The 21,732-nt window shown below is 70.1% G+C and carries 20 protein-coding genes; 5 read left to right on the forward strand and 15 right to left on the reverse strand.

Annotation, left to right across the window (positions count from 1 at the left end):
- Positions 1-10 precede the first annotated feature (10 nt).
- The 7 genes from ACFVAE_RS06660 to ACFVAE_RS06690 form a co-directional block, all read right to left on the reverse strand.
- The gene (locus ACFVAE_RS06660; protein ID WP_378889420.1) at positions 11-1,819 is read right to left on the reverse strand and encodes an ABC transporter ATP-binding protein; all 1,809 of its coding nucleotides are present in this window, start codon (positions 1,817-1,819) and stop codon (positions 11-13) included.
- Positions 1,816-3,702 carry an ABC transporter ATP-binding protein gene (locus tag ACFVAE_RS06665; protein WP_378889423.1) on the reverse strand — a complete coding sequence of 629 codons (1,887 nt, stop codon included), beginning with the start codon at positions 3,700-3,702 and terminating at the stop codon, positions 1,816-1,818. The genes ACFVAE_RS06660 and ACFVAE_RS06665 overlap by 4 nt, the downstream gene beginning before the upstream one ends.
- Before the next feature lie 336 nt (positions 3,703-4,038).
- On the reverse strand, positions 4,039-4,533 hold the full coding sequence (locus ACFVAE_RS06670; RefSeq protein WP_378889425.1) for a methylated-DNA--[protein]-cysteine S-methyltransferase: 495 nt from the start codon (positions 4,531-4,533) through the stop codon (positions 4,039-4,041).
- Entirely contained in the window at positions 4,530-6,023 is a 1,494-nt protein-coding gene (locus ACFVAE_RS06675; protein ID WP_378889427.1) for an AlkA N-terminal domain-containing protein, read from the reverse strand. Before ACFVAE_RS06675 ends, ACFVAE_RS06670 begins: the two co-directional genes overlap by 4 nt.
- Before the next feature lie 68 nt (positions 6,024-6,091).
- Positions 6,092-7,699 (reverse strand): bifunctional phosphoribosylaminoimidazolecarboxamide formyltransferase/IMP cyclohydrolase, encoded by a 1,608-nt coding sequence (purH, locus tag ACFVAE_RS06680; protein WP_378889430.1) that lies wholly within the window; start codon positions 7,697-7,699, stop codon positions 6,092-6,094.
- A 42-nt stretch (positions 7,700-7,741) separates the two neighbouring features.
- Positions 7,742-8,323 (reverse strand): phosphoribosylglycinamide formyltransferase, encoded by a 582-nt coding sequence (gene purN / locus ACFVAE_RS06685; protein ID WP_378889433.1) that lies wholly within the window; start codon positions 8,321-8,323, stop codon positions 7,742-7,744.
- A 4-nt stretch (positions 8,324-8,327) separates the two neighbouring features.
- Positions 8,328-9,641 (reverse strand): DUF6350 family protein, encoded by a 1,314-nt coding sequence (locus tag ACFVAE_RS06690; RefSeq protein WP_378889435.1) that lies wholly within the window; start codon positions 9,639-9,641, stop codon positions 8,328-8,330.
- Positions 9,642-9,724: 83 nt separating this feature from the next.
- On the opposite strand from ACFVAE_RS06690, the gene ACFVAE_RS06695 reads away from it, so the two are divergent.
- A complete protein-coding gene (locus ACFVAE_RS06695; protein WP_378889438.1) occupies positions 9,725-11,149 on the forward strand; it encodes an NCS2 family permease in 1,425 nt (474 codons plus the stop codon).
- Between the two features lie 108 nt (positions 11,150-11,257).
- Here the strand turns inward: ACFVAE_RS06695 and ACFVAE_RS06700 are convergent, their stop codons facing one another.
- Positions 11,258-11,659: a VOC family protein gene (locus tag ACFVAE_RS06700; RefSeq protein ID WP_378889440.1), complete on the reverse strand. Its 402-nt coding sequence runs from the start codon at positions 11,657-11,659 to the stop codon at positions 11,258-11,260.
- Between the two features lie 77 nt (positions 11,660-11,736).
- Between ACFVAE_RS06700 and ACFVAE_RS06705 the strand changes: the two genes are divergently transcribed.
- The gene (locus ACFVAE_RS06705) at positions 11,737-12,312 is read left to right on the forward strand and encodes a TetR/AcrR family transcriptional regulator (RefSeq protein ID WP_378889443.1); all 576 of its coding nucleotides are present in this window, start codon (positions 11,737-11,739) and stop codon (positions 12,310-12,312) included.
- Positions 12,313-12,316: 4 nt separating this feature from the next.
- Here the strand turns inward: ACFVAE_RS06705 and ACFVAE_RS06710 are convergent, their stop codons facing one another.
- The 3 genes from ACFVAE_RS06710 to sucC form a co-directional block, all read right to left on the reverse strand.
- Positions 12,317-12,751, reverse strand: a complete 435-nt coding sequence (locus ACFVAE_RS06710) for a nitroreductase family deazaflavin-dependent oxidoreductase (protein ID WP_378889446.1) — start codon at positions 12,749-12,751, stop codon at positions 12,317-12,319.
- A gap of 191 nt (positions 12,752-12,942) precedes the next feature.
- Positions 12,943-13,845, reverse strand: coding sequence for a succinate--CoA ligase subunit alpha (gene sucD, locus ACFVAE_RS06715; RefSeq protein ID WP_378889448.1), 903 nt, complete (start codon positions 13,843-13,845; stop codon positions 12,943-12,945).
- A gap of 19 nt (positions 13,846-13,864) precedes the next feature.
- Positions 13,865-15,031, reverse strand: a complete 1,167-nt coding sequence (gene sucC, locus ACFVAE_RS06720; RefSeq protein WP_378889450.1) for an ADP-forming succinate--CoA ligase subunit beta — start codon at positions 15,029-15,031, stop codon at positions 13,865-13,867.
- A gap of 130 nt (positions 15,032-15,161) precedes the next feature.
- Between sucC and ACFVAE_RS06725 the strand changes: the two genes are divergently transcribed.
- Positions 15,162-15,821, forward strand: coding sequence for a TetR/AcrR family transcriptional regulator (locus ACFVAE_RS06725; RefSeq protein WP_378889452.1), 660 nt, complete (start codon positions 15,162-15,164; stop codon positions 15,819-15,821).
- Between the two features lie 48 nt (positions 15,822-15,869).
- On the opposite strand, the gene ACFVAE_RS06730 is transcribed toward ACFVAE_RS06725, so the two are convergent.
- Entirely contained in the window at positions 15,870-16,361 is a 492-nt protein-coding gene (locus tag ACFVAE_RS06730) for a hypothetical protein (RefSeq protein ID WP_378889455.1), read from the reverse strand.
- Between the two features lie 58 nt (positions 16,362-16,419).
- Between ACFVAE_RS06730 and ACFVAE_RS06735 the strand changes: the two genes are divergently transcribed.
- Both ACFVAE_RS06735 and ACFVAE_RS06740 read left to right on the forward strand, forming a co-directional pair.
- Positions 16,420-17,874 (forward strand): phytoene desaturase family protein, encoded by a 1,455-nt coding sequence (locus ACFVAE_RS06735; RefSeq protein ID WP_378889457.1) that lies wholly within the window; start codon positions 16,420-16,422, stop codon positions 17,872-17,874.
- Positions 17,875-17,913: 39 nt separating this feature from the next.
- Positions 17,914-18,948, forward strand: coding sequence for an ATP-dependent DNA ligase (locus tag ACFVAE_RS06740; RefSeq protein ID WP_378889460.1), 1,035 nt, complete (start codon positions 17,914-17,916; stop codon positions 18,946-18,948).
- Positions 18,949-18,979: 31 nt separating this feature from the next.
- Here the strand turns inward: ACFVAE_RS06740 and ACFVAE_RS06745 are convergent, their stop codons facing one another.
- Genes ACFVAE_RS06745 through ACFVAE_RS06755 form a run of 3 tightly spaced genes read right to left on the reverse strand, consistent with a single transcriptional unit; the run spans position 18,980 to position 21,686 of the window.
- Positions 18,980-19,435 (reverse strand): nitroreductase family deazaflavin-dependent oxidoreductase, encoded by a 456-nt coding sequence (locus tag ACFVAE_RS06745; RefSeq protein WP_378889463.1) that lies wholly within the window; start codon positions 19,433-19,435, stop codon positions 18,980-18,982.
- A gap of 10 nt (positions 19,436-19,445) precedes the next feature.
- On the reverse strand, positions 19,446-20,504 hold the full coding sequence (gene ligD / locus ACFVAE_RS06750) for a non-homologous end-joining DNA ligase (RefSeq protein ID WP_378889466.1): 1,059 nt from the start codon (positions 20,502-20,504) through the stop codon (positions 19,446-19,448).
- Positions 20,505-20,552: 48 nt separating this feature from the next.
- Positions 20,553-21,686, reverse strand: coding sequence for an SseB family protein (locus ACFVAE_RS06755; protein WP_378889468.1), 1,134 nt, complete (start codon positions 21,684-21,686; stop codon positions 20,553-20,555).
- Positions 21,687-21,732: the final 46 nt, after the last annotated feature.

The raw sequence follows: 21,732 nt of genomic DNA on the forward strand, positions 1-21,732 counted from the left end.
GTGTCGAGCATCAGACCAGCGTCTCCTGCCAGGCCGCGTGCAGCTGGGCGAACTTGCCCGTGCCGCCGATGAGGGCGGCGGGAGTGTCGTCCTCGATGATGCGGCCGTGCTCCATCACCAGCACGCGGTCCGCGATCGCGACCGTCGACAGGCGGTGCGCGATGATGATCGCGGTGCGGTCGGCGAGCAGAGTCTGCAGGGCGTCCTGGATCAGGCGCTCCGACGGGATGTCCAGCGAGGCGGTCGCCTCGTCGAGGATCAGCACCGCCGGGTCGGCGAGGAAGGCGCGCGCGAACGAGATCAGCTGGCGCTGCCCCGCCGACACGCGTCCGCCGCGCTTGTTCACGTCGGTGGCGTAGCCGTCGGGCAGCGACTCGATGAAGCCGTCCGCGCCCACGGCCCGCGCCGCGGCGCGGATCTCATCGAGCGTGGCGTCCGGCTTGCCGAGCGCGATGTTGTCGGCGACCGTGCCGCTGAACAGGTAGGCCTCCTGCGTGACCATCACGATCGCGCGGCGGAGATCCTTCGGGTGCAGCATCCGCAGGTCCACGCCGTCGAGCGTGACCTGCCCCTTGGTCGGGTCGTAGAACCGCGACACCAGCTTGGCCAGCGTCGACTTGCCGGCACCGGTGGTGCCGACCAGCGCGATCGTCTGCCCGGCGGGGATGTCCAACGAGAAGTTCGGCAGGATCGTCTTCTCGCCGTTGTACCCGAAGGTCACCTCGTCGAAGCGGATGCCGCCGCGCGACTCCCACAGGTCGACCGGCTTCTCGGGGTCGGGCACCGTGGGCACCTCTTCGAGCACGCCGGACACCTTCTCCAGCGCCGCAGTGGCGGACTGGTAGGAGTTCAGGAACATCGCGATCTCCTGCATCGGCGCGAAGAAGTTGCGCACGTAGAGCACCGCGCTCAGCAGCACGCCGACGCCGATCGCGCCCGTGGACACCCGGATGCCGCCCCACAGCACCACGAACGTGGTGGTGAGCGCCGCGACCGCCATCAGCCCGGGCTCGAAGGTGCCGAACAGCACCATCGACCGGCGGTTCACGTCGCGGTAGTCGCCGGCGAGCTTCTGGAACGTCTTGTCGTTGCGAGGCTCCTTGCGGAACGACTTCACGGCGCGGATGCCGGTCATCGTCTCGACGAACTGCACGATCACCTTCGCGCTGATCACGCGCGACTCGCGGTACACCAACTGCGAGCGCCGGTAGAACCAGCGCATCAGGAACGCCAGCGGGATGCCGCCGAGCAGCAGAATCAGGCCGGACTGCCAGTCCGCGATCACCAGCGCGATGAACGTGAAGACGCCGAACAGCACACCGGAGACGAGGTTGTTCAGACCGCCGTCGAGCAGCTCGCGGATCGAGTCCAGGTCGCTGGTCTGCCGCGAGATGATGCGGCCCGACGTGTACGACTCGTGGAACTCGAGGCTGAGCCTCTGTGTGTGCAGGAAGATGCGCTTGCGCAGGTCGAGCAGCACCGCCTGGGTGATGCGCGCGGCGACGACGACGTACCAGCCGATCAGCGCGGCGGCTGTCGCGCCGGCAAGCAGGTACACGCCGCTGACCATCAGCGCCGGCATCCAGTCGTTCTGTTCGAGCAGCACCGGCAGCGCCTTGTCGATCGCGACCCCGATGAGGATGGGGCCCGCGACCTGCAGCGCCGTCGAGATGACCAGCACGGTCGCGGCGAGCGCGATCTGAGCGCGCAGCGGCGAGATCAGCGAGCCGAGCAGTCGCAGCGAACGCTGCCGGATGACACGGCTCTCCTCGCGGGTGTAGTTCGAGCGATCCTCGCCCTGGGTTCCCGTGATGGTCATGCCTGCACCTCCTCTTCCTCGGTTGCGGATGCTCTGTCTTCGACCATCTCCTCGGTGATGACCGGGATCGTCCCCGTGCGCGCCGCCTGTTCGGCCTCGAGGCTCGAGATCACGTGGCGGTAGTGCGCGCTGGTCTTCAGCAGTTCGGCATGGGTGCCGACCGCCGTGACCTTTCCGGCCTCGAGCAGCGCGACGCGGTCGGCGAGCGCGACCGTGGACGGCCGGTGCGCGACGATCAGCGCCGTGGTCTCGGCGAGCACGTGCCGCAGGGCCTCCTCGACGAGGGCCTCGGTGTCGACGTCGAGCGCCGACAGCGGGTCGTCGAGCACGAGCACCTTCGGGGCGGCGGCGACCGCGCGGGCCAGCGCCAGCCGCTGCCGCTGACCGCCGGAGAGGCTCAGCCCCTCCTCGCCGATGATGGTCTCGGTGCCCTCGGGCAGCGAGTCGACGAAGCCGGCCTGCGCCACGTCGAGGGCCTCGCGCATGACGCGCTCGCCCTCTTCGCTGTGCGGGTCGAGATCGGCGCGGCCGAGCAGCACGTTCTCGCGCACGGATGCCGAGAACAGGGTGGCGTCCTCGAAGGCCATGGCGATGTGCCGGCGCAGCTCCGCCAGCGGCAGATCGCGCACGTCGACGCCGTCGAGCGTGACCCGGCCGCCGGTGACGTCGTAGAGGCGTGCCGGGAGGGTGGTGAGCGTGGTCTTGCCGCTGCCGGTCAGGCCGACGAGCGCCATGGTCTCGCCCGGCTTGAGCACGAGGTCGATGCCGTCCAGCAGATCGCGCTCGGAGGCGCCGGCGTCCTGGTACCGGAAGTGCGTGCCCTCGAAGGCGAGCTCTCCGCGCGGCTGCTCGATGTGCGCGGGCTGCTCGGGATCGGTGATCGTGTTCGTCTCCTGGAAGATGTCGAACACGCGATCGGTCGCGGTGCGGGCGTCCAGCATGAACGAGAACAGGAATCCGATCGACTCGATCGGCCACCGCAGCACCGTGGCCATCGCGAAGAATGCGAACAGCTGCGCGGCGTCGATCTGGCCCTGCCAGATCAGCCAGATGCCTGTGAGCAGGCTGAGGCCGAAGGCGATCTGCGGCATGAGGTCGAGCCAGAACCAGATGGTTCCGACCGCGCGAGCCTTGCTGAGCTCGGTCTCGCGCAGGGTCTCGGCCTGCGAGCTGAAGCGGCGCAGGGCGTGCTTGCCGCGACCGAAGGCCTTGAGCACGCGGATGCCGTGCACGCTCTCCTCGACGCTGGTGGCGAGGTCGCCGGCCTGATCCTGGCTCTGCCGGGCGAGCACGCCGTAGCGCTTCTCGAACAGGAAGCCCTGGATCCACATCGGCACGCCGGTGACGAGGAAGATCGTGCCCAGCAGCCAGTGCCACTGGAACAGCAGCACGGCGCCGATGATGATGGTCAGCACGTTGACGACGAGCAGGATCAGGCCGAAGGCGATCCAGCGACGGATCAGGCCGATGTCCTGCATCATGCGGCTGAGCAGCTGCCCCGAACCCCAGCGGTCGTGGAACGCGACCGGCAGGGTCTGCAGTCGTGCGTAGATGTCGGCGCGCATGCGGTACTCGACCTCGGTGGCCGGGGTGAGCACGAACCAGCGGCGCAGCCAGACCATGGCGGCCTCACCGAGGCCGAGCAGCAGCACGATCGCGGCGCCGCCGACGATCGCCGCCACATTGCCGGTCGCGATCGGTCCGCGGATGATCTGCTCGAGCACGATCGGCACCATCAGTGCCAGCACGGCGGCGGCGAGCGCGCTTGCGGCGCCACCTGCCAGTCGGCCGATGATCGGCTGGATGAACGGCTTCAGACGCCAGAGCGCAGCCGGAGTGGACAGCGAGGAGGAAGGAGAAGGAGGGAGGGAAGACGCAGACATGTGACGTATCGATGATTCTGAGAGGAGGCGGAACGGCGACGATGAGGAGGCGGATGCCAAGGGGCATCCGCCGGTCGGTAGACGGTGACTGCGGAGGGTGCTAGCTCAGACGAGGAGCGTAGACCGAGCCGGGGACATCCGTGACGGCCGGCGAAGCGGTGGTCGTGAACATGGTGTCCTCCTCGAAACTCGGCGATGTCGGCCGATCGGCGCGACAGCCCTCCAGCGTATGCCTGTGAACTTGCTGATGCAAGCGTATTCCCGAACTCGCCTCTGCGTCGCCGCCCGTGCACGCAGAAGCCCCTCTGCTGCTGTCAGCAGAGGGGCCCCGGCGATTCAGGCGGACGCCTCCCTGGCGAGCAGCGCTCGCTTCACCTCGACGCCCCAGGCGAACCCGCCCATGCTGCCGTCGCCGCGCAGCACCCGGTGGCAGGGCACGAACAGCGCGGGCGCATTGCGCGCGCACACCGATGCGGCGGCCCGCGCCGCCTGCGGGTTGCCGAGCTCGATCGCGAACTCGGTGTAGGTCAGCGGCTCCCCCGGCGTGATGCGGCGCAGTGCGTCCCAGCCGCTGTGCTGCCGATCGGTGCCGAACTGCCGCACCGGCACGGTGTCGATCGCCGCGAGGTCTCCGTCGTAGTAGGCGCGGACCGCGACTGCGGCATCCGTCTCGCCCTCGGCGATCTCCGAAGGGCGGTGCGCCGGCGCCAGCCGCGCGAGGATCTCGTCGCGGGAGTCGGTCCAGCCGGATGCCAGCACGCGCTGCTCGTCGTCGGCGAGGATCGTGAACGGTCCGTCCGGGGTCTGGACGGTCTGGATGGTTGCGGTCATGGCTTCTTCTCCTCGATCTTCTTCTTCGTCGTCGGGCGCTTCGCGGGCGCATTGCGCCACAGGTGCGCGGTGAGGTAGCTGCGCCACGGCGCGGTGCGCCCGGCCCACAGCGCGAGCGGAGCGGGATCTGCGGGAAGACCCGCCGCAGCTCCCCCTGCCCGCGCGGCGACGTCGCCCGGCAGGAACACGTCAGGGTCGCCGATCACGCGCATCCGCACGTAGTCGGCCGTCCACGGGCCGATGCCGGGCATCGCCAGCAGCGCGGCGCGCTGCGCCTCGGCGTCGTCGCCGACACTGAGCGTCAGTTCGCCGCTCGCGAGCGCGGCGGCGGCTCCGGTGATCGCCCTGATGCGAGCGGCGGGTCCGCGCAGCACCTCCGCGCCGTGCTCGGCGATCGCGGTCATGGTCGGGAACAGGATGCCGCCCTCGGCGGTGCGCTCCCCCAGCGCGTCCGCCAGCGCAGTGAGCGCCGTGCGAGCCGCGACCACGGTGATCTGCTGCCCCACCATCGCGCGGATCAGCATCTCGTGCGGGTCGACGGCCCCTGGCACCCGGATGCCCGGTACGCGCGCCACGAGCGGAGCGAGCTCCGGATGCGCGGCGAGCGCGGCATCCACGGCCGCGGGATCGGCGTCCAGATCGAACAGGCGCCGGGAGCGCGCGACGAGCGGGGCGAGGTCGCCCAGACGCGCGAGGCGCGCTCGCAGGTGCAGTCGGGTTCCGTCATGCCGCAGCCTGAACCAGGCCGGCCCGCCGTCCAGGCGCAGGTGGCGCTCGAAGGACCGCGACCCCGCTTCCTCGACGCCGGGAAGCGCGCGTGCGGCCATCCAGTCGAACAGCCCGTCGAGGTCGATCGGGGGCCGGTACGGCAGCACCAGGTCGATCGTGCCGGGAACGGTCTCGCAGACGGGGGCCGAGCCGGTACGGCGCTTGGCGCGCAGCTCGGTGGGAGTCATGCCGAACACCTCGCGCACGGTGTCGTTGAACTGTCGCAGGCTGGCGAATCCGGCCGAGAACGCCGCATCCGCCACCGGCAGGTCGGTGCCGACCAGCAGCATCCGCGCGGTGTGCGCACGGTTCGCGCGCGACAGCGCGAGCGGTCCGGCGCCCAGCTCGGCGACCAGCATGCGGTTCAGATGCCGCGGCGAGTACCCGAGCCGGCGCGCGAGACCGGGCACGCCCTCGCGATCGACGACGCCGTCTCCGATCAGACGCATCGCACGGGCCGCGGCATCGCCGCGCAGGTTCCAGTCCGGCGAACCGGGGGCGGCCTCGGGCAGGCAGCGCTTGCACGCACGGTAACCGGCCTCGTGCGCGGCAGCGCTGGTCGGATAGAACGTGACGTTCGCGGGTTTCGGAGTCCGAGCGGGGCAGCTCGGCCGGCAGTAGATGCCGGTCGAGCTGACCGCCGTCACGAACTGTCCGTCGAAACGCGTGTCCCGCGCGCTGATCGCGCGGTACCGCTCGTCGAAGGTCATCGTCAGGGTCATGCCCCTACTCTGACACGCCCCGACGACGGTGGCTCGCGGAAATCGGACACGACTGTGCCCGCCAGCTCCTAGTGGAAGAAGTGGCGCTCTCCGGTGAAGAACATCGTGACGCCGGCCTTGAGCGCCGCGTCGACGACCTCGCCGTCGCGCACCGAGCCGCCGGGCTGCACGATCGCGGTCACGCCCGCGTCGATGAGCACCTGCGCGCCGTCGGCGAAGGGGAAGAACGCGTCGGATGCCGCGACCGACCCGCTCGCGCGGTCACCGGCGCGCTCGACCGCGAGGCGGCACGAGTCGACCCGGTTCACCTGGCCCATGCCGACGCCGACCGTGGCGTTGTCCTTGGCCAGCACGATCGCGTTGGACTTCACGGCGCGGCACGCCTTCCACGCGAAGATGAGGTTCTCCATCGCGGCCTCGTCGGGGCGCTCGCCCGAGACCAGTTCCCAGTTCTTCGCCACGGACGAGATGTCGTCGGGGAAGCGGTCCGCGTCCTGCAGCAGCAGGCCGCCCGACACCAGGCGCACGTCCATGCGCTCCTGCTGCCAGTCCTCGGGCAGCTTCAGCAGGCGCAGGTTCTTCTTCGCCTTGAACACCTCGAGCGCGGCGGGTTCGAAGTCGGGGGCGACGATGACCTCGGTGAAGATGTCCTTCAGGTTCTCGGCCATCTTCAGCGTGACGGTGCCGTTCGCGGCGATCACACCGCCATAGGCCGACACCGGGTCGCACTCGTGCGCGCGCAGGTGGGCGCTGGCGATCGGGTCGAGGGCGTTCGGCGCGGTGGTGGCGATGCCGCACGGGTTCGCGTGCTTGATGATCGCGACCGAGGGCAGCACCATGTCGTAGGCGGCGCGCAGCGCGGCATCCGCATCCACGTAGTTGTTGTAGGACATCTCCTTGCCCTGCAGCTGCGTCGCCTGCGCGATGCCGTGGCCGCCTGCGCGGGTGTAGATCGCGGCGCGCTGATGCGAGTTCTCGCCGTAGCGCAGCGTCTCGAGGCGCTCGGCCTTGATCGTCAGGTGCGCGGGCAGGTCCTCGCCCTCGCTGAGCGTGCCCTCGGCGAACCAGGCCGCCACGGCGGTGTCGTAGGCGGCGGTGTGCGCGAAGGCGCGGGCGGCGAGCTCACGGCGCTGCACGAGCGTCGTGCCGCCGGCACGAACGGACCCGATCACCGCGGGGTACGACTCGGGCGAGACGACGATGGCGACGTTCGCGTGGTTCTTCGCGGCCGCGCGCACCATGGCGGGGCCGCCGATGTCGATCTGCTCGACGATGTCATCGCCCTCGGCACCGGATGCCACGGTCTCGACGAACGGGTACAGGTTGACCACGACCAGCTCGAATGGCTCGATGCCGAGGTCCTGCAGCTGACGCTCGTGGTCCTCGAGGCGCAGGTCCGCGAGCACGGCACCGTGGATCTTCGGGTGCAGCGTCTTGACACGGCCGTCGAGCATCTCGGCGACGCCGGTCACGGCGGCGACGTCGGTCACGGCGTGGCCGGCCTCACGGATCGTGGCGGCGGTGGAGCCGGTGGAGACGATCTCGACACCGGCCTCGGCCAGCGCGGCGGCGAGCTCGAGCAGTCCGGACTTGTCGCTGACGGAGACGAGAGCACGGCGGATCGGGACCGTGTCGCGGTGGCGGTAGAGCGAGGGATCCTGACGGGGGCCGGCCATGGTGATGCTCCTTGGAATGCGGTGTCGGGTTTCGGGGGTGGTTCAGGACGTGAGTGCGAGCTCGCCGGTGGCGATGCGCTGCACCACTTCGATGAGCAGACGGCGCTCCACGGGCTTGATGCGCTCGTGCAGGCTGTGCTCGGTGTCACCCGGAAGCACGGCGACGCGCTCCTGGGCGAGGATCGGTCCGGAGTCGACCCCGTCGTCGACGACGATCACGCTGGCACCGGTCTCGGAGACGCCTGCCGCGAGTGCGTCGCGCACGCCGTGCGCGCCGGGGAACTCGGGCAGGTAGGCCGGATGCGTGTTGATGATGTGGGGTGCGTACTGCGCGACCAGTGCGGCGGGCAGCAGGCGCATGAGACCGCTGAGCACGATGAGGTCGGGCGACCAGACGGCCAGCTGGCGTCCGAGCTCTGCTCCCCAGGCATCGCGGTTCTCGTGCTCATGCCACGGCACGGTGAAGGTGGGGATGCCGAACTCCTCGGCATGCGCGAGCCCGTCGGCATCGCGATCGGCGCCCACGACGACCACCCGAGCCGGGAAGTCGGGGTGGCGGGCGGCTTCGAGCAGGGCACGGAGATTCGAGCCGGTGCCCGAGATCAGAACAGCGACCGTCAGCACGCGGTCAGTCTACCCGGGTGCCGGGCGTGTCCTGACCGGATGTCCGCTCGCCGGTGTGCGCGTGGTCGTACTCCGCCATCTCGGCGTGCCAGCGGTCGGTGCGCTCCTCCGCGAGCTCGTCGCGGTGCCGCGGCGCGAGCAGCAGGATCGCCGCGCCGACGAGCACCTCGAGTCCGATCGCGAGCGCGAAGCCGCCAGGCTGCGGCCCGGTCTCCGTAAGGCGGCCGGGGCCGATCGACCCGGAGGCCAGCACCGCGGCGAGCGCGGCGACGCCGGCCGAGATCAGGGCGATGCCTGCGGCGATCGCGGCGCGCGGGCCGTAGCCGACCGCGCCGCCCTCCCAGACCAGCTTCGAGCGGATCATCCAGCCGGCGAGGGCGCCGGCTGCGATGGGGATCAGCACGACGACGAGCATCCAGAACGAGTCCACCGGCGGCAGCAGGCCGAGCACCGGGATGCCGGGGACGACGCCCAGCTGAGTGCCGGCGGGCGACACCGCGGTTCCCGCTCCGACCGCGAAGCCCGGCCCGGCGATCCAGGCGACGGCCCAGACCACGAGGGTGGGCAGGTAAGCGAGCTGACCGAGCGTGATCACCGTCGCGCCGAGCGCATCGACGTGCGCGCTCTCGAAGAGGGCGATCACCTCGCCGCCGCGCAGCACGGTCATCGCGGCGACTCCCAGCGCCCCGACGCCGGTGAGCACGACGACGGTCACCGCCGCCCCGCGCACAGCCTCTGCGGGAACAGGCGCCCAGTCGCCCCAGCTGTCGACGACGTCGTGCAGGCGGTCGATCGGTCCGCCGTCGCCTTCGGACCAGGCGTGCTTGACCGCACCGGCGAGGAGACCGGCGAGGTAGACCGCGACCGGCAGCAGCGCCCCGACCCAGAACGCCACATGAGCAGCAGGAGTGCCGGCGGTGAGGGCGACCAGCAGCGAGACCGCCGCGAAGACGACGGTGCCGCCGACGACACCGGAGATCCACGCACCGGCGGCGGACGCCCGCCGGCCGGATCTCGCGGCGAACAGCAGCGTGAACAGCAGCAGCGCCAGCGGCGTGAGCGAGAGCGTGAACCGCGCCGCCGCGGGGGCGATCCCGGTCGCGCGGATCACCTCGTCGGGGATCTGGATCTGCATCGCCGCGCCGTGCCCGAACTGCCACAGCGTGCCGCTCGCCGGCCACAGCGCACCCCAGTCCGCGGTCGCGCCGATGGCGATCGTCCACAGCAGCGTCAGGGGCGCCAGAAGAACGGCGAGCCCGATGGCGGCGGCGATCGCGGCGTCGAGCGCGGCGAGGAGGGCGACGGTGAGGCGTTGCATGTCGGGAAAAGCCTACGATGTCCGCCCCTCCCCTTTCCTGCGCACCCCCGGCACACGATAGATTCTCCTGCGGAGGTCCCCCGATGACTACAGCCCCTGCCGCCCCCGAGACCGACGAGAAGGAGCCGGTGAACGCCGTCGACCGCTTCTTCGAGATCACCAAGCGCGGATCCACATTCGGCGCGGAGATCCGCGGTGGTGTGGTCACGTTCGTGACGATGGCGTACATCGTCATCCTGAACCCGATCATCCTGTCCACGCCGGATGTCGCCGGCAACACGCTTCCCGGCCCGGCCGTGGCAGCGGCGACCGCCCTCACCGCCGGCGTGATGACGCTGCTGTTCGCCCTCATCTCACGTCTGCCGTTCGCGTTCGCCGCGGGACTCGGCATCAACGCGTTCCTCGCCTTCTCCGTGGTCGGCACCGTGACGTGGCCCGAGGCCATGGCCCTGGTCGTGATCAACGGCCTGGTCATCGTGCTGCTGGCCGCGACCGGTCTGCGGAAGATGATCTTCGACGCCGTCCCCGTGCAGCTCAAGCTCGCGATCACCGTCGGCATCGGCCTGTTCATCGCCTTCATCGGCTTCGTGAACGCCGGTTTCGTCACGGCGACCGGAAATGCCTCACCCCCGGTCGACCTCGGCACCGGCGGATCGGTGGCGAGCATCCCGACGCTGCTCTTCGTGATCACCCTGCTGATCGGCGGCGCACTCATCGCGCTGCGCATCAAGGGCGCGATCCTCATCGCCCTCGCCGGCGGCACCGTGCTCGGCGCCATCATCAGCGCGATCTGGAAGGTCGACGGCCTCGGGTTCGATCTCTCCGGCGGTATCGTCGGCGTGCCCGACCTCAGCCTCATCGGCGCCGTCGACTTCTCGTTCGACCTCGGCAAGGTGAGCGTCGTCGCGCTGGTGATGTTCGTCTTCACCCTGGTGTTCTCCAACTTCTTCGACGCCATGGGCACGATGACCGGTCTCGCGAAGGAAGCCGATCTCGCCGACGAGAAGGGCGATTTCCCGCGCATCAAGTCGGCACTGATCGTCGAGGGTGTCGGCGCGGTCGTCGGCGGTGGCACGTCGTCGTCCTCGGCGACGGTGTTCGTCGAGTCGGGCGCGGGCATCGGCGAGGGTGCGCGCACCGGCTTCGCCACAGCGATCACGGGCGTGCTGCTGCTCCTGACCATGTTCTTCACGCCGCTGACCTCGCTGGTTCCCAGCGCGGTCGCCGCCTCGGCGCTGGTGCTCGTCGGCGCGATGATGCTCGCGCAGATCAAGAACATCGACTTCAGCGACTTCCGTGTGCTGCTGCCGGTGTTCCTCACCGTCACCGTCATGCCGATGACGTACTCGATCGCCAACGGCATCGGGGCGGGCTTCGTCAGCTGGGTGGTCGTGAACGCGGTCTCCGGCAAGGCGAAGACGATTCATCCGCTGCTCTGGATCGTCGCCGCCGGCTTCGTGCTGTTCTTCGCCCGTGGCCCGCTGGAGGTCGCCTTCGGCGTGGCCTGAGCTCGTCGCCCGACCCGTCGGGCCGACACGAAGGGGACGGATGCCGCGGCATCCGTCCCCTTCGTCGTCTCCCGGCCGCGCGGTCGTCCCGGCGGGCCGTCCGTGCGCTCAGGCGTAGGCCGCGGCGAACTCCGCCGAAGGCTCGATCGGCTCGATCACGTCGAGCAGCACGCCGCCGGGCGCCTCGACGATGAAGTGCCGCTGCCCGAAGTCCTCGTCCCGCAGGGTCAGACGCTCCGGCAGGCAGAGTTCACCGACGAGACGGGCGTGCTCGGCCGCGGCGTCCGTCACCTCGACGTTCAGCAGCAGGCCGGTCACCGGCCGGCGGAAGCCGTGCGGGATCGTGTCGTGCATGCTGTCGAGCACGGCGAGCTCGCCGCCGTCGAACCGCAGACTGACGTACCAGTCGGCCTCGAAGGTCGTCTCGAATCCCAGCACCTCACGGTAGAAGCGTGCTGAGGCCTCGACGTCCTCCACCATGAGCACGGGGTAGAACGAGGTGATCTGCATGTCGCCATCCTTTACGTACGCTGTGTTTGTATCTTGCGGAGCTAGGATACATGCACACCGTACGTAAAGGAACGTCCATGCCGAGAACCACCGCTGCAGAGGCCGCCGCGACCGCCGAGCGCGTGCTCGAAGCCGCGACCGTCCGCTTCGCCTCACAGGGCTTCGCCGCGACCTCGGTCGACGAGGTGGCGGCGGACGCCGCCGTCACCCGCGGTGCCGTCTACCACCACTACTCCTCGAAACCCGGGCTCTTCACCGCGGTCGTGCAGCGGACGCAGCAGGATGTCGCCGCCGCGGTCGTCTCAGCCGCCGGAGACGCCTCCCCTGCCGAGGCGCTGCGCCTCGGCAGTCATGCGTTCCTCGACGCGATCACGCACGGCGGTCACGCGAGGGTGCTGCTATTGGATGCGCCTGCCGTGCTGGGCTGGGATGCCTGGCGACAGGCCGACGCCGAGGCATCCGCCGTGCATCTGCGCGAGGCTCTGACGGGCGCCGGCGTCACGGACGCGGACGCGGATGCCGCGACCGCGCTGCTCTCCGGAGCGATGAACGAGGCCGCGCTGTGGCTCTCCGAGCGGCCGGATGACGCCGCAGCACGGGCATCCGTGCATACTGCGCTGGACCGGATGCTGGACGCCGTCGCGCCGCGGTAGCGGGTCAGCGGCGCTCGAGCAGGAACAGGGCGATCAGCCGGTCGGTGCGGGTCTGGTAGTTCGCGTAGTCGGGCCAGGCCTCGACGGCGCGCTCCCACCACACCGAGCGCTCGTCGCCGGCGAGCTCGCGGGCCGTGTAGTCGTGCTTCTCCGCGCCGTCCTGCAGCTCGACGTGCGGTTCGCGGCGCATGTTGCCCGCCCACTTCGGCTCGTCGTGCGCACCGCCCTTCGACGCGACCACGACGTAGTCGCCACCGTGCTCGACGCGCATCAGCGCGGTCTTGCGCAGCGCGCCGGTCTTCGCACCGACCGTGGTCAGCACGATGATCGGCTTGCCCCGCATGTCGTTGGCCTCGGCGCCGTCCGACGCCTCGAACGTCTCGGCCTGTGTGCGGGCCCAGTCGGCGGTGGAAGGAAGGTAGTCTCCGGAAAGCGGCATGCCTCCAGCCTATGCGCGCCCGAACGGAGGCGGACCGAACTGCCATCCGCAAGACGGCCGTCGGGTACGACGAAGGGCCCGGATGCCTGGCATCCGAGCCCTCCGCAGAAAGCAGTGCTCACAGACCCGCGATGTACTTCGACTCGTCGCTGCGCTCCTCGCTCAGCAACCGGTCGGAAGCCGCTTCGCGACTACAGTGCTGCAATGATTTCGCGCATCAGCGAGGCGGTCTCGGACGGCGTCTTGCCGACCTTCACCCCGGCGGCCTCGAGGGCCTCCTTCTTGGCCTGAGCGGTACCGGCCGAGCCCGAGACGATGGCGCCGGCGTGGCCCATGGTCTTGCCCTCGGGAGCGGTGAAGCCAGCCACGTAGCCGACGACCGGCTTGGTGACGTTGGCCTTGATGTACTCGGCCGCGCGCTCCTCGGCGTCGCCGCCGATCTCGCCGATCATGACGATCGCCTTGGTCTCGGGGTCCGCCTCGAACGCGGCGAGCGCGTCGATGTGCGTGGTGCCGATGACCGGGTCGCCGCCGATGCCGATGGCGGTCGAGAAGCCGAGGTCGCGCAGCTCGAACATCATCTGGTAGGTCAGGGTGCCCGACTTCGACACGAGGCCGATCGGGCCCTTGCCGGTGATGTTCGCCGGCGTGATGCCCGCGAGGGCCTCACCGGGGGTGATGATGCCCGGGCAGTTCGGGCCGATGATCCGGGTCTTGTTGCCCTTCTCGATCGCGTAGGCCCAGGCCTCGGCCGAGTCGCCAACGGGGACGCCCTCGGTGATGACCACGAGCAGCGGGATCTCGGAGTCGATGGCCTCGATCATCGCGTCCTTGGTGAACGCCGGCGGCACGAACGCGACGGACACGTTCGCACCGGTCTTCTCGATGGCCTCGGCGACCGACCCGAACACGGGAAGCTCGACGGGGTTGCCGTCCTTGTCGACGTGCGACACGGTGGTGCCGGCCTTGCGCGCGTTCACGCCGCCGACGACGTTGGTTCCGGCCTTCAGCATCAGCGCGGTGTGCTTGGTGCCCTCGCCGCCGGTGATGCCCTGGACGATGACCTTGGAGTCGTTGTTGAGGTAGATCGACATGTCTCTAGTCCTATTCGTCTCAGGCGTTGGCCAGCTCGGCGGCCTTGTCGGCGCCCTCGTCCATGGTGGCGGCGAGCGTGACGAGCGGGTGGTTCGCGGCCGCGAGGATCGCACGACCCTCATCGACCTGGTTGCCGTCGAGACGCACGACGAGCGGCTTGGTCGCCGAGTCGCCGAGGATCTCGAGGGCCTTGACGATGCCCTCTGCCACGGCCACGCAGGAGGTGATGCCGCCGAAGACGTTGACGAACACGCTCTTGACCTGCTCGTCGCCGAGGATGACGTCGAGGCCGTTGGCCATGACCTGCGCGTTCGCGCCGCCACCGATGTCGAGGAAGTTGGCGGGCTTCACGTTGCCGTGGTTCTCGCCCGCGTAGGCGACGACGTCGAGGGTGGACATGACCAGACCCGCGCCGTTGCCGATGATGCCGACCTCGCCGTCGAGCTTGACGTAGTTGAGACCGGATGCCTTGGCCTTGGCCTCGAGCGGGTCCTCGCTGGCCTTGTCGGCGAGCTCCTCGTGCTCGGGGTGACGCACCTCGGAGGCGTTGTCGTCGAGGGTGACCTTGCCGTCGAGGGCGATGATGTCGCCGTCCTCGGTGCGGACCAGCGGGTTCACCTCGACGAGCGTGGCGCCCTCGCCCTTGTAGACGTCGTAGAGCTTGACGAAGACGTCGGAGACCTTCTCGACCAGGTCCTCGGGGAAGTTCGCGGCGCGCGCGATCTCGACGGCCTTGGCCTTGTCGATGCCGGTCAGCGCGTTGACCTCGACCCGGGCGAGCGCCTCGGGCTTCTCGACCGCGAGCTGCTCGATCTCCATGCCGCCCTCGACGCTGCACAGCGACAGGTAGGAGCGGTTGGCGCGGTCCAGCAGCACCGAGAAGTAGAACTCCTCAGCGATGCGCGCGCCCGCGGCGACCATCACACGACGGACGACGTGGCCCTTGATGTCGAGACCGAGGATCGCCTTGGCCGCCTCGTACGCCTCCTCAGGGTTCTTCGCGACCTTCACACCACCGGCCTTGCCGCGGCCGCCGGTCTTGACCTGTGCCTTGACGACGACGACGCCGCCGAGCTTCTCGGCCGCTGCCTTCACCTCCTCGGGGGTGTCGGCGACGATGCCGGCGAGAACCGGCACCTCGTACTTCTCGAAAAGGTCTCGTGCCTGGTACTCGTAGAGATCCACAGTGCAGTCCTTCGCTGGTTGCGGCGGGTGGGACGCGACAAGATTGTCGGGTGTCGATATCATTCGACCCGGTTGACAAGCGTACTACCGCGGAACACGCCCGCCTGACCGCTGGCGTTAGGCTCTCGCTATGCACGAATCCGTACAGCCCCCCAACGGTGTCGTCGGGGCAGCACTCGAGCTGTTCGCACAGCAGGGCTTCGAGCAGACCTCGGTCGAGCAGATCGCCAAGGCCGCCGGTGTCTCCCGTTCGACCTTCTTCCGCCAGTTCGGCGGCAAGGAGGATGTCGTCTTCGCCGACCACGAGGCGCTGATCGGCCAGCTGCGCTCCTTCCTCGACGAGCCTCACGACGACCCCTGGCAGGCCGTGTGCGAGGCATCCGAGCGGGTCTTCTCGTACTTCGCACGCGATCCGGAGCTCGCCCGCCGCCGGTACCAGATCGTGCGCGACGTGCCCGTGCTCCGCGAGCGCGAGATCATCACGGTGTTCCGCTACGAGCGTCTCTTCGACGACTACCTGCGCGAATCGCTGCCGGGCATCGACCCGCTGGATGCGGTCGGCTTCGCCGCCCTGGTCACCGCCGTGCACAATCATGTGCTGCGCCAGCTGCTGCGCGGCAGGAAGGTGCCCGTCGCGGTGCTGCAGAAGGCGCTCGCCGACGTGCGGCGCCGGTACGGCGTGCTGGAGGATGCCGCAGACGCGGCATCCGACGACGTCGTCGTGGCGGTGTTCCCCCGGTCGATGCCGATCGCGGAGATCACCCGGCGGGTGCAGGCCGAGCTCAGTTGACGCGAATGTCCTCCGGCCGCCCCGCGAGCGGAGCGACCGGGAGCGCGATCAGTCGCAGCCGCAGCCGCCGGAGGGCGTCTTGACCATGAAGCAGACGTCGCAGACGCCGTAGTCCCGCTCCTCCTTGGGCGTGACCTTCGGGGCCTTCGGGGCGGCCGGAGCCGAAGTGCGAGGAGTCGTGGTGCGCTTCGGCTTCGCCGGCGCCGCCTGGACGAACTCGCTGGGGTGCATCACGTAGAAGTACGGCGGACGACCCTCGCTGGGCTGCAGCCGCTGCGCCGCCGAGCCGACGACGACGATCTCGTCCTCGGTGAAGCCGTTGGTGTAGGTGCGGCCGATGTGCAGCGCGGCGCCCGGTCCGCGGCGGATCGCCTCGATGTAGCGCCCTCGGTCGATGAAGCTCGAGATGCCGACCGCATCGACGATCTGAGCGATGAACGCGTGGTTCTCCTCGGGAATGCGCTGCGCGCGGAGCGCCTCGGCGAGATTGCGGTAGGGGCGGGAGGTTCCGGCCGGGGTGGGGCCCTGTACTTCGTTCATCACTTCAAGGATCCCACGTCCGGGGGTGCCGCGGATGCCGCTTCAGTACGCTGGGGGCATGGCGCGCGCAACGGTGATCGGAAGCGGGCCCAACGGACTCTCCGCCGCAGTGGCCCTGGCCCGCGCGGGCTACGCCGTCGAGGTGCTCGAGGCGGCCGAGACGATCGGCGGCGGCGTGCGGACGCTCGACGGCCCGCTGCCCGGCTACCGGTACGACGTGTGCTCGGCCGTGCACCCGGCGGCGCTGACCTCGCCGTTCTTCCGCGCCTTCGGACTGGCCGACCGGGTGGACTGGATCCGCCCCCAGATCTCGTATGCGCATCCGCTCGACGACGGCCGCGCCGGCATCGCCTGGCACGACCTCGAGCGCACCGCCGACGGTCTCGGTGTCGACGCCCGCGCCTGGAACGCCCTGCTGCGTCCGCTGGTGCGCCGGCTCGACGAGGTGGTCGAGTTCACGGGCGGGTCGATGCTGCGCGTGCCGCGGCATCCGATCACCGGCGTCCGATTCGGCCTGCGGATGCTGGAGCAGGGCAGCCTCCTCGGGCCGCGCGCGTTCCGCACCGCCGAGGCGAACGCGCTGCTGGCCGGGGTACTCGCGCACGCGGCGACGCCGCTGCCCTCGCCGTCGTCGGCCGCGGCGGGCCTGCTGCTGGCCGCGCAGGCGCACGGCACGGAGGGCTGGGCGTATCCGCGGGGCGGCGCGCAGCGCATCGCCGACGCCCTGCAGCAGGATCTCGAGGCGCACGGCGGACGCCTCCGCACCCGCGAGAACGTGCACGATCTGTCCGACCTGGACTGGGGAGACCCCGCCCGGGGCGATCTGCTGCTGCTGAACTGCTCGCCGCGGCTGGCGCTCACCCATCCCGGGATCCCGGCGGCGTATGCCCAGGGGCTCACCGAGTACCGCTACGGGCCCGCAGCCGCGAAGGTCGACTTCGCACTGAGCGGGCCGGTGCCGTGGACGAACGCACAGGTCGCGCTCTCTCCGACCGTGCATGTCGGCGGAACCCGCACCGAGATCGCCGAGAGCGAGAACGCCGTCGCCCGCGGCACGGTGTCGGAGCGGCCGTACGTGCTCGCCGTGCAGCCGTCGGTGCTCGACGACTCGCGTGCGCCGGACGGCGGAGCCGCGCTCTGGGCGTACATCCACGTGCCGCTCGGCTCGGACCTCGACCCCACCGAGCTCGTCACCCGGCAGATCGAGCGCTTCGCTCCGGGTTTCCGTGACGTCATCCTGGGCAGTCTGGCTGTGCCGGCATCCGAGCGCGAGGCCCTGAACCCGGCCGAGATCGGCGGCGACATCTTCGGTGGTGCGTTCACGATGGCGCAGGCGTTCCGCCGGCCCGTCGTCTCGCCGGCGCCCTGGCGCACTCCGATGCGCGGCGTGTACCTGGCGTCGGCCGCGACGCCGCCGGGGCCCGGTGTGAACGGCATGGCAGGCTGGCACGCCGCTCGCACCGCGCTGTCGGATGCCGGCACGCCGATGACGCTGGAGGAGCTGTTCGCCTGACCCCTCGTGGGATGGCGGCGGACGGGCCAGGATGGACGCATGTACGAGATCCCCGCGCCCATGCTCGCCAAGGCCGCCGCTGCCGTGCCGGACCCGGCGAAGACGCCGATGCTGTTCGAACCGAAGTGGGACGGATTCCGCGGTCTCGTCGCCTGGGACGGCGAGACCCTCGAGATCGGCTCCCGCGGCGCGAAGCCACTGACCCGCTACTTCCCCGAGCTGGTCGAACAGCTCCCCGGCATCCTGCCCGGCCCCTGCCTGCTCGATGGCGAGATCGTCGTCGCCACCGGCCCTGCAGGCTCGCAGCGTCTGGACTGGGAGGCGCTCAGCCAGCGCATCCACCCCGCCGCCTCCCGCGTCGCGAAGCTCGCCGCCGAGACGCCGGCGATGTTCATCGCCTTCGATCTGCTCGCCGAGGGAGACGACGACCTGCAGCAGCTGCCGTTCCGCGAGCGGCGCGAGCGACTGGAGCGGATGCTGGCCGGTGCCGCGGCTCCGCTGCACCTGACCCGCACCACCGGCGACCGCACGACGGCGCAGCGCTGGCTCGCCGAGTTCGAGGGCGCCGGGCTCGACGGCGTCGTCGCCAAGCCCCTCGACGAGCCCTACGCCCCCGGCAAGCGCACCCTGATCAAGATCAAGCACGCCCGCACGGCGGATGTCGTCGCACTCGGGTACCGGGTGCACAAGAGCGGCTCCGGCGTCGGCTCGCTGCTCGTCGGGCTCTACTCCGACGACGGCGTGCTGCGGCAGGTCGGCGGCGTCGCGGCCTGGAGCGATGCGATGCGGCAGCAGCTCGTCGAGGACCTCGATCCCCTCGTGGAGCGGGATGCGGACGGTGCTGCTGTCACCGGCGAGGGCGAGCGCTCACGGTTCAGCGGATCGAAGGACGTGTCCTTCGTGCGGCTGCGTCCCGAACGCGTGCTCGAGGTCAGGTACGACCAGCTCGAGGGCGCCCGGTTCCGGCACACCGTGCAGTTCGCGCGCTGGCGTCCGGATCGGGATGCCGCATCCTGCACCTACGACCAGCTTGACACTGTGGCAGGGTACGACCTGGCGGACGTGCTGACCTGAGCGCCCTTCGTCTCGTCGCTGCGCTCCTCGCTCAGGGTGCGGTCTCGGGCGGGGTGAACTCCACGATCGGGATGTCAGCCTCTCCCCCGGCCGCGTAGTCCATGGCCGCGCTGAGGTGCTTCCATGCCTCCGGATGCTCGGCCGCATAGACCTTCAACCGTTCCGCTGACTCCTCGGGTCCCAGCATCCGCACCGCCGCGCGCGCCCTGCGCGCGTGTCCTGTGCTGAGGTAGGCGACGCCGTTGGCCTGCAGGTTGCGATACCACTGCGCCTTCTTGCCGAAACCGGATGCCACCCGGATCACGTTGTGCTCGCGCTCTGCGACCTCGACGACGACGAAGCGGCGCTCGTGCGACTTCCGTCCGAGGTGCTCGATCATCACGAGCCGGTCGCCGAAGATCCAGCCGAAGCCCGACCGGTACAGCCAGATCGGCGCGCGTACGAGCCAGGGCGTCGCCAGCAGACGGGCGACGAGACGGTCGGTCATCCCGGCCGTCCTACTCATCGTTCTCCCAGTTCGCGGCGACCTTCTTGCTCGGCTGCACGCGCGGCGGCTCGCCGGGCATCTTCGGGAACTCCGGTGGGAAGGGCAGCTCGCCGAGGCCGTTCTCGACATCGCGATCCCACCACTGGAGCAGGGTGTCGATGCGACCGGGTGCGTCCTGCATGCCCGCCCACGGGTCGCCGACATCGGCGAGCCTGGCGGGGATGCTGCGCACCGTGAAGCGCTTCGGATCGACGTCGTCGAGCTCGTCCCAGTGCAGCGGCGTCGACACCGGTGCGCCGACCAGCGCGCGTGCGCTGTACGCGCCGGCCATGGTGCGGTCCCGGTTCGCCTGGTTGAAGTCGACGAAGATGCGCTCCCCGCGTTCTTCCTTCCACCAGTTCGTGGTCACCGCCTGGGGCATCCGTCGTTCGAGCTCGCGCCCGGCGGCGATCACCGCGTGCCGCACCGTGAGGAACTCCCACTCCGGCACGATCGGGCAGAACACGTGCAGACCGCGGTTGCCGCTGGTCTTTATGAAGGGCTCCAGACCCGCCTCGCGCAGCACCGCGCGCAGCTCGCGCGCGGCGGGGATCGCCTCGGCCATGCCGGTGCCCGGCTGCGGATCGAGGTCGATGCGCAGTTCGACGGGGTTGTCGGTGTCGGCGGCGAGCGATGCCCACGGATGGAAGACGATCGTGTTCATCTGGACGGCCCAGACGATGGCGCTGGTCCGGTTCAGCACGATCTGCGGATGCTTGCGACCGCTGTTGTACGTGCACATCACCGAGTCGACGAAGTCGGGCGTGCCCTTCGGCGGATTCTTCGAGAAGAAGCTCTCGCCCTCGACGCCGTCGCGGAAGCGCTCCAGGGACACCGGCCGGTGTCCGTTCGCGTTCAGGAACGGCACCGACACCGTCTGCACGTAGTCCGCGTACTCGGCCTTCGTGATGCCGTCACCGTCCGGCACCGGCCAGACGACCTTGTTCGGGCTGGACAGGCCGATCTCTCGCTCGACGTCCTCGCCGGAGTCGGTATCGGTCACGGTCAGCGTCACGCGCTCAGAGGCCATGCTCCGAGACTAGGACGCGCGCGCCCAGATGTCAGGCCCCTGCGCCGATCAGTCGCCCAGGTCGACGGCCAGCACCAGCACCGGTCCGAGCGAGTCTCGCTCGACCGCGAGCGACGGACCGGCGGAGTCGACGATCACGCCCGCGAGCTCGCTGTGGCTGCTGAGCACCTTGGCGAGCTGCTCCGGCTCGAAGGGCATCGGCCGGTCGTCACGGCCCAGTGCGACGACCTCGAGCGGGTGCGAGAACACCTGCAGGAACCGCTTGCCGTCGGCCGTGTGCGCCTCGGCGATGCCGACGGGCGCGCCGTTGGTGCCGTCGCTGACAGCGACCCAGACCTTCTTCTTGGCAAGCGCCTCACCGACCCGCGCGGCCGTATCGGGCTCGCGGGGCGCCGACACCAGGCTCTTCAGGACCATGGCGGGGTCGCCCTGGTCGAGCGCCTGCTGCAGCAGCTCCGTCGGGAAGACGACGCGGTGCGGCGCGGAGGCGTTGTCGATGATGATGCCGGTGAAACCGCCGTCGATGACCTGCTGGTAGATGAGCCCCACCGGCTGCGCCATCGCGGAGGTCGCTGCGGGGTCCTCCTCGGCGTCGACGGCCGCGCGCAGCGCCGCGCCCGAGGTGAAGGCGAGCAGGAACGACTTCTCGTCCTCGCGGATCACGGCGACCGACAGTGCCTCGCCGTCGTTGATCTGCTGGCCGGCGTCGCCGTAGACGCGCAGGTACAGGTGTCCCTGCATCGACTGGCGCATCACGCCGAGCAGCTCTTCGTTGCTCGCGCCCTCGGCGATCTCGGCGAGGGCCTCGCGCAGCAGCACGTTGTCCTTCAGGCCCTCGATGGTGTGGGTGTCCTCCGGCGGCAGCGCCGAGGCGAGCGGAAGGCGGGGCTTCTCGGTCTCGATGACGTTGATGGTGGGCTCGCGGCGGGGCGCCACGACGGGCTCCTCGGGAGCGTCGTCCTCCAGGCCGGAGGACGACTGCTCATCCACGGGGGCGGCCACCTCGGGGCCGGCATCCGCGCCGACTCCGCGGAACGCCTGCACCGAGATGCCGACGTTCGGAACGGTCTCCTCGGGTGCCCCCGTCGCTGCGGCGTCCTCGGCGGGAGCGCTCGGGACCGCGGCATCCTCTTCGACGGTGGAGGGATCTGCGGTCTTCTTGCGGCGGGAGAACAGGGCCATATGCAGAAGCCTAACCGCCCGCAGTGCAGGTCGTTGAGCGAGCGAC

This window comes from Microbacterium sp. NPDC057659 (assembly GCF_042799915.1).
Classification (GTDB): Bacteria; Actinomycetota; Actinomycetes; order Actinomycetales; family Microbacteriaceae; genus Microbacterium.